Annotated in this window: 11 protein-coding genes; 3 read left to right on the forward strand and 8 right to left on the reverse strand. The window is 54.1% G+C overall.

The window, feature by feature from the left end; all coding sequences use genetic code 11:
• Window positions 1–154: 154 nt before the first annotated feature.
• The 5 genes from FAP39_RS01195 to FAP39_RS01215 all read right to left on the reverse strand — a co-directional run bounded on the left by FAP39_RS01195 (window position 155) and on the right by FAP39_RS01215 (window position 7,263).
• On the reverse strand, window positions 155–2,368 hold the full coding sequence (locus tag FAP39_RS01195) for an NADP-dependent isocitrate dehydrogenase (protein WP_138014536.1): 2,214 nt from the start codon (window positions 2,366–2,368) through the stop codon (window positions 155–157).
• Window positions 2,369–2,587: 219 nt separating this feature from the next.
• Entirely contained in the window at window positions 2,588–3,352 is a 765-nt protein-coding gene (locus tag FAP39_RS01200; RefSeq protein ID WP_138014537.1) for a CDP-alcohol phosphatidyltransferase family protein, read from the reverse strand.
• Entirely contained in the window at window positions 3,349–4,098 is a 750-nt protein-coding gene (locus FAP39_RS01205; protein ID WP_281280224.1) for a phosphatidylserine decarboxylase, read from the reverse strand. The genes FAP39_RS01200 and FAP39_RS01205 overlap by 4 nt, the downstream gene beginning before the upstream one ends.
• 99 nt (window positions 4,099–4,197) lie before the next feature.
• Entirely contained in the window at window positions 4,198–5,910 is a 1,713-nt protein-coding gene (metG, locus tag FAP39_RS01210; protein WP_138014539.1) for a methionine--tRNA ligase, read from the reverse strand.
• Between the two features lie 84 nt (window positions 5,911–5,994).
• Window positions 5,995–7,263 (reverse strand): MFS transporter, encoded by a 1,269-nt coding sequence (locus FAP39_RS01215; RefSeq protein ID WP_138014540.1) that lies wholly within the window; start codon window positions 7,261–7,263, stop codon window positions 5,995–5,997.
• Between the two features lie 175 nt (window positions 7,264–7,438).
• Here FAP39_RS01215 and speB point away from each other — a divergent pair, with 175 nt between their 5' ends.
• The 3 genes from speB to FAP39_RS01230 all read left to right on the forward strand — a co-directional run bounded on the left by speB (window position 7,439) and on the right by FAP39_RS01230 (window position 10,228).
• A complete protein-coding gene (gene speB / locus FAP39_RS01220; protein ID WP_138014541.1) occupies window positions 7,439–8,398 on the forward strand; it encodes an agmatinase in 960 nt (319 codons plus the stop codon).
• 129 nt (window positions 8,399–8,527) lie between these two features.
• Window positions 8,528–9,571 carry an aldo/keto reductase gene (locus FAP39_RS01225; protein WP_138014542.1) on the forward strand — a complete coding sequence of 348 codons (1,044 nt, stop codon included), beginning with the start codon at window positions 8,528–8,530 and terminating at the stop codon, window positions 9,569–9,571.
• Between the two features lie 183 nt (window positions 9,572–9,754).
• Window positions 9,755–10,228, forward strand: coding sequence for a hypothetical protein (locus tag FAP39_RS01230; protein ID WP_171006756.1), 474 nt, complete (start codon window positions 9,755–9,757; stop codon window positions 10,226–10,228).
• Here the strand turns inward: FAP39_RS01230 and FAP39_RS01235 are convergent.
• The 3 genes from FAP39_RS01235 to FAP39_RS01245 are packed head-to-tail and all read right to left on the reverse strand — an operon-like array spanning window position 10,225 to window position 13,122.
• Window positions 10,225–10,776 (reverse strand): TadE/TadG family type IV pilus assembly protein, encoded by a 552-nt coding sequence (locus tag FAP39_RS01235; protein ID WP_171006757.1) that lies wholly within the window; start codon window positions 10,774–10,776, stop codon window positions 10,225–10,227. The genes FAP39_RS01230 and FAP39_RS01235 overlap by 4 nt on opposite strands.
• 1 nt (window position 10,777) lies before the next feature.
• Entirely contained in the window at window positions 10,778–11,314 is a 537-nt protein-coding gene (locus FAP39_RS01240; protein WP_138014545.1) for a TadE/TadG family type IV pilus assembly protein, read from the reverse strand.
• On the reverse strand, window positions 11,311–13,122 hold the full coding sequence (locus tag FAP39_RS01245; RefSeq protein ID WP_138014546.1) for a TadE/TadG family type IV pilus assembly protein: 1,812 nt from the start codon (window positions 13,120–13,122) through the stop codon (window positions 11,311–11,313). Before FAP39_RS01245 ends, FAP39_RS01240 begins: the two co-directional genes overlap by 4 nt.
• Window positions 13,123–13,205: the final 83 nt, after the last annotated feature.

The following is a 13,205-nucleotide window of genomic DNA, read 5'->3' on the forward strand; positions in this document are numbered from 1 at the left end:
GGGTTTTTCTGTTCCCGACCCGCGCTGCAGGGATACTCCCGTACCCTGCAATGATCCCGCCGCAGACATGTCTGGGGCGGGATTTTTCGTGCGGCAAACAAAAAAGCGCCCCTTGTGACAAGGGGCGCTTTGGACTGTTAAGGTCAACGACAGTTTAGTCGATGATCGCGTTCAGTGTTGCGCTTGGGCGCATAACGGCGGCTGTTTTTGCAGCATCCGTGTGGAAATACCCACCCAAATCCGCTGGCTTGCCTTGAACAGCGGCCAGTTCACCAACGATGTCAGCTTCTTTTTCTGCCAGAGCAGTAGCGATTGGTGCAAAGTACGCGGCCAGTTCGGCATCGTCCTGTTGTGCAGTCAATGCTTCTGCCCAGTAGCGTGCAAACCAATAGTGGCTGTCACGGTTGTCGGGTTGGCCAACTTTCCGGCTTGGGGATTTGTTGTTGTCCAAAATGCCTTGGGTGGCGACTTCGGCGGCACGCCCCAGAACACCGGCTTTGGCGTTGCCTTGGGTGTCTGCCAAGAAGTTCAGCGATTCACCCAATGCGCAGAATTCACCCATCGAGTCCCAACGCAGGTGGTTTTCTTCGACCAACTGCTGAACGTGTTTCGGGGCAGAGCCACCAGCACCGGTTTCAAACAAACCGCCACCTTTCATGAGCTTTACAATCGACAGCATTTTGGCCGAGGTGCCCAGTTCCAGAATTGGGAACAGGTCGGTCAGATAATCCCGCAGCACGTTACCCGTGATGGCGATGCTGTCGTTTCCTGCTGTGATTGTCTTAAGCGATTGTGCGGTGGCTTCGCGTGGAGCCATGATTTGGAACTTGTCAGATACGCCAGACGCCGCCAAGGCAGGTGTCACATATTTGATCAGTTCTGCATCATGGGCGCGGTTTGCATCCAGCCAGAAAATAGCTTCGGAACCTGTCAGACGCTGACGGTCAAGCGCCAGTTGAATCCAGTTTTCAATCGGGGCTTGCTTGGCAGTGCACGCGCGCCAAATGTCTCCGGCCTCGACATCATGCGACAGCAGGATATCGCCGTTTGCGGCAACCACGCGGATTGTGCCGTTTGTCGCAGCTTCGAACGTGGTCGGATGGCTGCCATATTCTTCGGCTTTTTGCGCCATCAGGCCAACGTTTGCCACAGAGCCAGCAGTGGTCACATCCAGTGCGCCGTTTGCTTTGAAGAAGTTGATGGTTTCATCATAGATGGTGGCATAGCAGCGATCAGGGATCACACAGTTTGTGTCGCCCTTGTTGCCATCTGCATCCCAGCCTTTGCCGCCTGCACGAATAACCGCAGGCATAGACGCATCAATGATCACGTCCGATGGCACGTGCAGGTTGGTGATGCCTTTGTCACTGTCGACCATATACATCGCAGGGCGCTGTGCCGTTACGGCGTCGATTGCGGCCATAATGTCGGCATTGTCTGCCACACGATCCAGCAGATCACCCATACCGGAATTCGGGTTCACACCCAGCGCGGCCATTTCGGCGCCGAACTTGTCGAACACTGGTGCAAGCCAAGCTTTGACAGCGTGCCCAAAGATGATTGGGTCCGAGACCTTCATCATGGTGGCTTTCATGTGCAGTGAGAACATCGTGCCGTCGGCTTTGGTGTCTTCGATGGCACTTGCAAGGAACGCACTCAGGGCTTTGGCCGACATAAAGGTCGCATCTGCGATCGTCCCGGCATCAAGCGGCCAGCCGCCTTTCAAAACGCTGACGCTGCCGTCTGCGGCAACCATTTCGATCTTGGCATCCCCTGCCTGAGCAGCGGTGACAGTGGTTGATTTTTCGTTTGCGTAAAAATCATCGCCAGACATCGAAGACACTTTGGTCTTGCTGTCTGCAACCCAAGCGCCCATCGAATGCGGGTTGTTTTGGGCATAGTTTTTAACAGCTTTGGCGGCGCGACGATCCGAGTTGCCTTCGCGTAGTACAGGGTTCACAGCCGATCCCTTGAGTGCGTCATAGCGTGCGCGCGCAGCTTTTTCTGCGTCGGTTACTGGGGCTTCAGGATAGTCGGGTAGCGCAAAACCTTGCGCCTGTAGCTCTTCGATGGCGGCGGTCAACTGCGGCACCGACGCGGAAATGTTCGGCAGCTTGATGACGTTTGCATCGGGTGTTTTGACAAGCTCGCCCAGTTTAGCAAGATCGTCAGATTGGCGCTGTGCCTCGGTCAAGGCTTCGGGGAAGGCCGACAGGATACGGCCAGCCAGCGAAATATCTTTGGTGCCGACATTGATGTCAGCAGCGCTTGCAAAGCGGCGGATGATGGGCAAAAGCGAAGCACTCGCCAGTTCAGGGGCTTCGTCTACAATGGTATACAATAGATCGGGGTTCGAAGTTTCAGCCATTTTATTCTACCTTTCTAAGCTTTTGGTAGCTTTGGGAACGAAGAGCAGCGGTGCTACTTTCAGGGGCTGCTCATGCGTCCTGTGGTTTCTGACCACGGAGGAACACTGAGCAAGGCGATCACCGCCTCCAATAGATCAGACCGAGACGAAGATCAATTCGCGTCTGCCGATTTCGCAAGGGACATGATGCCACGGTGTGTGCCAGCGTGTTCGACGGGCTTAGGCTTTGGGTTCGGTCTTTTTCTTGATGGCTTGGAACCGCGCCCAAGAAACAGGCAAGGACGCCAGATAGGCAATCGACATCACAATCAAGACTTCCCAAGGGAATACAAACAGCAACGTCAGGAACAGCACGGCGAACAGCATGAACAAATACTGCCATTTGGCTTTGATCGACAATTGCTTGAGCGAGAAGGTGGGGATGCGGCTGATTGCGAGCGCGCCCATCGCGGCTGTATGGCCAGCAATCAAATAGGTGTGGGTGATGATATCTTCATATCCGCTCAAGTAGACATAGACTGGCAGCAGGACAAGAAATGCCAAAGCCGGCGCAGGAACACCGACAAAGAAAAAACGGTCGGGCGAGTTCGAGACGTCTGTTGGCTTGCTTAGATTAAAGCGTGCAAGGCGCAATGCACAGCACATGGCAAGGATCAGAACGGCGAACCAGCCTGCGTATTCGCCGGTTTGCCCAATAAAGGTCAGGTTGAAAATCAACAAACCCGGCGCAATGCCAAAATTGAAGAAGTCGGCAAAGGAATCAAGCTCGGCCCCAAGCGGGGTCGCACAATTCAAATAGCGGGCCACCTTGCCATCAACGGCATCCAGAAATGCCGCCAACAGAATAAGAAAAATGGCGTGCTCGATGCGGCCTTCCATCATCAATCGGATAGAGGTCAGCCCCGCGCAGAGCGAAAACAAGGTTATTACATTTGGAAGATATTGAATAACTGAGGTTTTCTCGTCTCTGCGGCGTCGGTTCATTTCATTACCGCCAATCTTTGGGTTTGGGGACCGTCCAGATGCGCCAGAATGGTTTCGCCTGCTGTGGTGGTCTGACCCAGAGTGACGGATGGTTGCACGCCCGGTGGCAGATAAATATCCAGTCGGCTGCCGAAACGGATCAGGCCAAAGCGGTCGCCCGCCTCAAGTTTTGCTCCGTCTTGGGTAAAGCACACAATGCGCCGTGCGACCAAACCTGCGATTTGCACAACAGCGATCGTGGCCCCAGAGGCATGCTCGATCGAGAGTACATTGCGTTCGTTATGTTCGCTGGCTTTATCCAGAGACGCGTTTACGAATTTACCTTTGTGGTACACGATTTTCTTGATCGTGCCTGAAAACGGCATGCGGTTCACGTGACAGTTAAACACGTTCATAAACACGGAAACCCGAATGCGTGGCTCGTCCCCAAGGTCCAGTTCAGCAGGCGCGACGGTGTCCGTGATAAGGGATACAACCCCGTCAGCAGGCGAGAGCAATAGATCATCGCCTTGCGGAACCGACCGAATGGGGTCTCGGAAAAAATAGTAACACCACACAGTGATGCCTGCCGCTGGCCAAAACAGCGGTGCCCACAGCAGATAAAGCACAATGGCGATGGCTGCGAAGACGGCGACAAATTTGCGCCCTTCGGGATGCATTGGGACCGCAACGATCTTGAGCATATTCATAGTAGAGGTCCTTAATGCGGGTGTAGGATGCCGTCTGTTCGGCGATCTTGGCTGTATAGTGCAAGCACACAAGGTTATCCAGCGCCAACCGACTGTCTGAATCGAGACCGGTTGACGCGTTTTGTGGGTTTGGTGTGCTGCGACGCGTTTCGCGCGCTAGTCGCGTGTGCCCGCAAAGCGTTCCTGCCACTCCGTACGTTCATCATCGGTAATTTTACGGAAGGTGACGTCTGGAACCTGGAACGCATGCCCCGGTGCAAGGGCACCCAGAGCGGTGGGTACATCCGTTGGCCACGCGGTGTCTGTGACATTCATTGTGGCCAGCAGGTCCGCACTTGCATCGGGAATAAAGGGCGCTGACAGAACGGCATAAAACGGGATCAGGTTCAGTGCCAGACGAATTTGTGCGGCGGCTGCGTCCGGATCCGTCTTGAAGGTGGACCACGGGGCAGTGATCTGTAGGTATTCGTTGCCTGCTGCCCAGATTGCGCGCAACTCTTGGGCCGATTTGCGCACTTCCATGGCTTCCATGTGGCCTTCGTACGCCTTAAGGCGCGTGGTCAGTTCCTCAATAAGAGCCTGCTCTGCTGCGCCATACGTGCCGCCGGCAGGGACATCTTCGCTGAATTTAGACCGGCAGAATTTGGTGACGCGACTCACAAAGTTGCCAAGCACATCGGCAAGGTCTTTGTTTACAGAGGTCTGGAAGTTCTCCCATGTGAATTCGCTGTCGCTGCTTTCGGGGGCATGTGACAGCAACCACCAGCGCCAGTAATCGGACGGCAGAATTTCCAGCGCCTGATCCATAAACACACCACGCCCGCGCGAGGTCGAGAACTGGCCACCGTCATAGTTCAGATAGTTAAAGGACTTGATATAGTCGACCAACTTCCATGGCTCGTTCGATCCCAAAATTGTCGCCGGGAACGACAGCGTGTGGAAGGGGACGTTATCTTTGCCCATGAACTGTGTATAGGTCACGTCGTCTGCGCCCTTGTCGGTGCGCCACCAGCGTTCCCAATCTGTGCCTTTACCGGCATCGACCCATTCCTGAGAGCAGGCGATATATTCAATGGGCGCGTCGAACCACACATAGAACACTTTGCCTTCCATGCCCGGCCATGGCGCATCGCCTTTCATCACAGGCACGCCCCAGTCAAGATCCCGCGTAATCCCGCGATCCTGTAATCCGTCGCCGTCATTCAGCCACTTGTTGGCAATTGACGTTGTCAGAACAGGCCAGTCGCTTTTGCTGTCGATCCAGTCCTGTAGCGTTCCGCGCATCTGGCTTTGGCACAGGAACAGATGCTTGGTCTCGCGTTCCTCAAGGTCGGTCGACCCGGAAATGGTAGAATATGGATTGATCAGATCGGTCGGATCGAGCTGTTTGGTGCAATTGTCGCATTGGTCGCCGCGCGCGCTTTCAAAACCACAGTTGGGGCAGGTGCCTTCGATATACCGATCTGGCAGAAAACGACCATCAGCGTTCGAGTACATTTGGGTTTCAGACACTTCCCGAATAAGGCCTGCTTGGTCGAGAGCACCAGCAAAGTGCTGAGTCAGTGCATGGTTTTGGGCCGAAGATGACCGCCCAAAATGGTCAAAAGACAGACGAAAGCCACGCGCGATTTCAGCCTGAACATCATGCATCTCGGCGCAATAATCGGCCACAGGTTTGCCAGCCTTGGCAGCCGCCAGTTCGGCTGGGGTGCCGTGTTCGTCGGTAGAGCACAGGAACAACACTTCGTTGCCGCGGCCCCTTTGATAGCGGGCAAAAAGATCAGCGGGCAATTGTGATCCGACAAGGTTGCCAAGATGCTTGATGCCGTTGATGTAAGGAATGGCCGAAGTGATCAAATGGCGCGCCATATCTGTGTTCCTTTGGTCTGATGTTGGCCACCGTCTAGACCAAAGCCGCGCCCAGTGCCAGAGCTAGGACTTGGGCGGGTGCAATTACACAGAACCCGTGTCTGAATCATCGCCCCGTTTGTCGGTCCGCAGCTTCTTATCGCGTTGGCGTCCGATAAGCCGTCCGATTATGAAAGAGGTGCGCGGGGCATAGATATACCGCGTTTGATTTCCCGCAGTGGGGCGTGCGCGCATCCGGCTTAGGCCAAAAACAATCAACAGCGCGTGCCCGGCCGCGATCATGATAAACAAGGCAGACGGGCCATATGATTGGATCAATCCCGAAGCGAAAACAGGCGCTGCGATGGCACCGATGGCGTAAAAGAACATCAGCGCCGCCGCAAGCTCTACGCGTTCTTCCGACGTTGCAAAGTCGTTGGCATGCGCGGCGGATACGGAAAAAATCGGAAAAGATGTGAGTCCAAAGAATGTGGCGTTTAGCATGATAAACGTTGTGCTGCTGGCACCTGCCAACACGGTTGTGCCACAGGCCACGATGGCGGCGCCAGACAGCCAGACCAACACCCAGCGCCGGTCATATTTATCTGCCAGCCATCCCACCGGATATTGGGCCAAAGCCCCTCCCAGCACAAAGGCTGCAAGGAACCATGCAATTTGGTCAATTTGCAGACCGACTTGGGTACCATACACAGGCCCCACCATACGAAACGATGCGGATGACAAGGCCGCAACAATGACACCTACGGCGGCCAAGGGGGATCGCGCGACGGCCAGCATGGGGCGCAAGCGTGGTGCGCTGGGGGTTTGCGGTTGTTCGGACTTGGTCAGCGTCAAAGGCAACAATGCAGCGCAGCACAAGATCGCAAGCAGGTTGTATGACACATATGACGCGGGCTCTAGCACAGAAATCACAAGCTGTGCCGCCAACGAGGCCCCCATGTCGACAAACCTGTATGTGCCCATCGCGCGGCCACGGGTTTCATTGGTGACCTTGGACTGAAGCCATGCTTCGATCACCGTGTAACACCCCGCAACACAAAGCCCCGAGGCAACCCGCATCAACGCCCATGCCATTGGGTCAATGATTAGGAAATGCGCCATCAAGCCGATGGCTCCTGTCGCTGTAAACGCTGCAAACGCGCGTGCGTGGCCCACATCGCCCATAAGGCGGGGGGCCCACCAGCATCCCACAAAGAACCCCAAGAAATGTGCGGAGCCCAGCAAGCCGATCTGCGACGTCGTGAAGCCCAGCGTGATTCCAGACAGCGCATCCAACGGGCCAACGCCCCCCGTGCTAAGCTGGAGCAGAACCACCGACAAAAAGAGCGCCGAGAAAGAAAGGAGCATATGCATATCCTCCGAGAATGGGGCCGTTAGGGGCAGGCGCTTGTGGTTATTCGACCAATTCAGGTCGTTTTTCGCGCTTTGCACGGTGAATTCGTGATTGCGTGTGGGCGTGCATTCAATGCTTGCTCACATGAGGCAAAAACCACAGGGTATCGTGAACCAATTGCAGGGGCATATGAAGATGGCAGATCACGGATATGAAGACGGTCGGCTTGATCTACCGTTTGTGGGTATTTCGACATTTGGCAAGCGGACATATGTTCAGGATTGGAATAATCTAGAGGCGGATGTCTGTGTGATGGGGGCGCCGTTTGATTTCGGAACCCAGTGGCGTAGCGGCGCGCGCTTTGGTCCGCGTGGGGTCCGCGAGGCGTCAACACTTTTTAGTTTTGGCCATGCCGGGGCATACGATCACGAAGATGATGCCACGTATCTGCCAGCCGATGTACGTATCGTTGATATCGGGGATGCCGATATCGTGCACACCGATACCCAGAAAAGCCACGCCAATATCGAAACCGGCGTGCGCGCCATTTTGAAGGCTGGCGCTTTGCCGGTGGTGATTGGGGGCGATCATTCGGTGAATATTCCCTGTGTGAATGCATTTGACGGACAGGGCGACATCCATATTCTGCAAATTGATGCCCATCTGGATTTTGTAGATGAACGACATGGCGTGCGGTTTGGGCACGGGAACCCAATGCGGCGTGCTGCCGAGAAACCATATGTGACTGGTTTGACCCAAGTCGGCATTCGAAATGTGTCATCAACCGCAAAGGAAGGATATGAAGCCGCCCGTTCCATGGGAAGCGACATCCTCTCCGTGCGGCAAGCACGGGCGCTTGGGCCTCAAGGGGTGATTGATCGTATTCCTGACGGTGCGCGGGTGTATGTGACAATTGATATCGACGGCTTTTGCCCGTCCATTGCGCCGGGCACAGGCACGCCAAGCCATGGCGGGTTTTTGTATTACGATGTTCTGGAAATGATGCAGTCCTTGGCGCGCGCGCATGAGGTGGTGGGGATCGATTTGGTTGAAGTCGCGCCCGACTATGATCCGACGGGTGGGACGTCTATTTTGGCGGCGCAAATATTGTTGAATACCTTGGGGTTCATTTTTCACGAGAAAAACAAAGCCTAGAGGCAGATTTTGAACACCGCTTCTGCGGATTTGGGCAAGGGATAGGTCACGTCAACCTGGGTGACGCCTTGCAGGATTTTGTAGGCGGCTTAGATTGTCGATACCTCAGCATGACAGGACATATTTGGTATGAAGATGAAACCTCTTGGCCGGACAGGAATTTCTGTCTCGGAACTTTGCCTTGGGACGATGACGTTCGGCACGCAAACTGATGAATCCGAGGCGCATGCCCAGATCGATCTGGCCTTGGGAGCAGGCCTTAATTTTGTGGATGCGGCAGAAATGTATCCCGTCAACCCGCTGAGTGCCGAAACACAGGGGCGCACCGAAGAGATTATCGGGAACTGGTTTGAAAAGTCAGGCCGACGCGCCGATGTCATTATGGCCACCAAGCATTCGGGTGCGGGATATAAACATGTGCGGGACGGGGCACCGATTTCTGCCAAATCCATTCCCGAGGCGATTGATGGATCGCTCCGGCGTCTTAAAACCGACTATATTGATCTGTACCAGTTCCATTGGCCGAACCGCGGGTCGTATATGTTCCGCCAGAACTGGACATATGATCCATCAGGCCAATCGCATGCGGATACGATGGCACACATGGAAGAGACTCTTGAGGCGCTTCAACGTGAAGTCGAAAAAGGTCGTATTCGGGCGTTTGGCCTAAGCAACGAAAGCGCTTGGGGCACGTCACAATGGCTGCGTATCGCAGAGTCGAAAGGGGGACCGCGGGTCGCATCTATCCAGAATGAATATTCATTGTTGTGCCGGATGTATGACACGGATCTGGCCGAACTGAGCGTGAATGAAGATGTTGGGTTGTTGGCGTTTTCGCCACTTGCGACGGGATTGCTGACTGGAAAATACCAAAACAACACCATCCCCGAAGGGTCTCGAATGTCGATCGTGGATAATTTGGGTGGACGTAAAAACGCCCGAGTTTTTGACGCGGTAGCGGCGTATTTGGATATTGCCAAACGTCACGGCATTGACCCTGTGCATATGGCGATGGCCTTTACCCTGCAACGCCCGTTCATGTGCGCGTCAATTTTTGGTGCCACCCATATCAACCAGCTCGAACATATTATTGAGGGGGCTGATCTTGTGTTGAGTTCGGAAATTCTTGCCGAGATCAACGACGCACATCGCGCGCACCCGATGCCATACTAAGACATCAGGCTAATTTCGCACATCGCACACACGCCGATCAGGTGGAGTGTGTGCGATGTGGTGCGCACGCAATCAATGCCTCGATGCGCTAGGAACTTTGATAATCCCCCGGTGAAAGCGGGACCGGACTTGCTTTGGCAGGGGGACATGGAGTAGGGCGAAAGCCAAACTTGGGGAATGCACATGGATCAGGACGTACTCGCAACTGTTGGAGCTTCAACGCCACGGCGCTGGTTTGGCGTTGGCACAATGGCTCTACTTGGTGGGCTTTTGGTCTATTTGGGGCTGGCTGTACCGCCGGCGTCTTTGGGGTGGCAGATTTTCTTGTTGGCGATGGGGGCGTTGGCATTGTGGTTGGCCGAGGCGACCCGCAAGGCAAGTGCGCGCACCATCGAATTGACCAAAGAGGGGCTGCGAGACGACACCGGCGAAATCATTGCCCCGATTGACGAGATCGTGCGCGTGGAGCGTGGCACCTTCGCAATGAAGCCCTCACATGGGTTTGTGTTGCGCCTCAAAACACGTAGCGCCGCGCGCTGGCGGCCTGGCTTGTGGTGGGTCTTGGGCAAACGTGTGGGCGTTGGTGGCGTGGCAACGGGCGCGCACACCAAAGCGATGGCTCAAATCCTTGAAGCGCTGTTGGCTGAACGCACCTAGCCGTTGCTCCAGACCAACTGGGGCGCAAACCGTGGCCGCGTAAAGATAAATGTTTCGAGTGTTGTGTTCCCAATTCCGACCTGAAGAGATGGATTGAAGGTGGTGCGCGTTTCCACAAGGATCAGCGTCTCGCCATCAATCATCGTCGGTAGATCAGCCTTGATCGTGTCGATGTCACTTGCCACATATGCGGCGATGTTGCCTTTGGTTTTTGACCAGTTCAGCACGTATTTGCTGTCAGTCAAATTCCAGCTGATCACGGATACACGAAGACCCGAGGTCGCATCCGATTTGGCCAGAAGATTGAACAGACTATAGGCCCCTGACATATAGTCGTCGTCAATTGCGTTGGTTTCTCGCGACAGCATGTCAGAGACCGTAAAGGCAGCTTTTTCGGTTGCTGATCTGGTCTGGAATGCATCGAAGAATACGAACATCGCAATATAGGCCCACAATAGAAGGGGCAGGACGACGGCGACTTCGACAGCGACTGTCCCAGATGTATCATCCGAGAAACGGGCGAAATGGGCTTTGAAACGCGTGAACATGTTATTTCGGCTCCTGTACAAAGGCCGAGATGGCAATAAGGGAAATGTCACCAGACGAGTCCTTGGTAAGCAAACCGGCCAGCCCATAGTTATTAAACATGGGTTCGTATTTCGCACACGCCCGCAGGATCATCAGCTCGTTGTCCTGGCCGGGGGTGAACGTTGTCACCGGATGGGTCTCTTCGGCGCGGTTCGTACAGTTTGTTGAATTGGACAAATCTGTCCAGTTGCGTGGGTCTTTTTGCACCATTTCCAACAACAAGTTGTTCAAACAGTCGGGGATCATCCCGGCTTCGTCGCAGATCATTACCTTGAGCTCTTGGTGAGATGGCTGAAAGCCCGTCGTAATACGCACTTCTCTAACCGCGATGTCCAAGGACCGTTCCAGCATTGAATCCCTCAGGTTCATAATTCCCAGCTCGATAGCGGATAAGAGAAAATAGAACAGGATTGGGAACATGATTGCGAATTCGATCGACGCATGGCCAGAGTCGTCATGCCGAAAGCGCGAGAGACGGTGAATAAATTTATGTCTCATTGTGTCAACCTCAGCTGGCGGATCGAGGACGCAATGGCCGCAAACGCATCGCGAATTTCCAGACCCTCCACATCAAAATAATGGCTGGCAGAACTCGCACAGTCCTTCAGGACGGCTTGACCACTCGACGGGGCTTCAAATCCGATGGAGAACACAATCATACCCTTGGCTTTTGCTGCGTCGCAGGCATATTTTGTGCGTAGGTTTTTGGTCGTTGAGCCGACACTTTTGCGCACGGCATAATACCAGTCGTCCCATGCATCATCGTCATACATCCATGGCTCGTACAGATCTTCGACGATCCATTCTAACGTCGTGTATGCATAGAGGTCTTCGTATGACAGAAGCTTGGCTTCACCGGGCTCGTCGATGGTTTCAATGGTCTTGACTGTTTTATAGCGTTTGCACGATCCGTTCCGCTTGTAGGATTTACAGACACGGGTGCTCACAGTTTCCTCATAGACACCTTCTCCGTACGCATGGTCTTCCCATGTGTCGGTTGTGGGCCAGTAAAACAATGGCTCGTCATAGACGCCGTCGTTATCCTCGTCATATTCATCAAGCCCGACGTAGACCGAATAAATCTCTTCTTGGTCGTTCCACCAAATATTTGATTCTCCGGTGCGAAAGTCGTCATGGATGTAATACTGTGACGTGTTTTGCCCATCGGTCATCAACACGATGACTTTCAACGAGTCACCGCTGTCAAAATCAAACGGACGGATAGCAAACTCTGTCGGCACATGACTTTCGCCAGACATTTTGGCGATCACCGGACGCAACTTGGGGTCAAGCAATGCAGCGCCCCATTTCATGCCGATGTCGATGGATGTGTTTCCACCCGCCCAAAGGTTCGTGATGAACGACTTGAGAGCGGTCGAGTTCTTTTGCATGATCATCATTTCGCGGCGCGAGTCATCCTCGCACACCGGACTGGGGACCAGATGTTTCGGATCGTTGTCACGTCCGTCGCTATCATTCCATGGATCAAAGTGCATGGAATGCTGGTACTCGGCCTGAGGGTACACAGCCGTTGATTTGTAATCATCGCTCTCGAAGTTGATACAGCGTGAATACTGCGGCTGTTGCCCGCGATTGGAGGTCAAGCTTGTCACTTCTTCATCTGGGTCAACCACCTGTGCAGGGTTTCCTGTCGGGCTGACATAAAGCCACTTAAAGAACTCTTCAGGTGCAGAAACCTGTGTGGCATAGGGCACGATGGAAATGGACAACCTACCGTCATCAGTATTTTCGTCCATCGTGGTGATAAATTCTTTGGCGGCTGTTTTCAGATTGGTTAACCGGCTGTTGCTGCCCATTGACCCGGATACATCAAGAACCATCGAGATTTCGACATCTCCGATGCGTTCTTCTGCAGTACCGGATGCAGGCATGCTGAGGGTATCAATGCCAACCATTTTCATAAACATTGTGTCGACGGATCCGGTCGCGGTCGCCGTGACCGTCCGGTAATTCAATCCTTTGTCGACCGTGACCTCGCCAAGCGTATCTGTCAGGCCGGACTTGTTGAAATAGTCGTTGACCACGGTCTTGGGGTCTTGCTTTTGATCCAAGTCCGCAGCGGCAAGAACCGCCCGATCAAGTGTGTGCTGCATCTTGGTGCGCGTCACTTCGCTGTTCATCACATCAATCGCGATCCCGCCGATCATAAGGATCAGTAGGAAAATGAAGACTGCAAAGCCCACAATCGCACCGTCTTCGCTTTTGGCGAACTGTCTGACCCAGCCAATGGCGGGTCTGTTTGTGGCATCTTGCTCGATGTGTGTGGCTGTATCCGACACTTGCATTTTACGTCCCTCGCTTGGCGCTTCCAAGAAAAGAGGTTTGCTCTAAACGTATCGCGCCACGGTCTTACTGCCGCGCAATTGGG

The sequence above is a fragment of the Shimia litoralis genome (assembly GCF_005518135.1).
Taxonomy (GTDB): Bacteria; Pseudomonadota; Alphaproteobacteria; order Rhodobacterales; family Rhodobacteraceae; genus Shimia_E; species Shimia_E litoralis.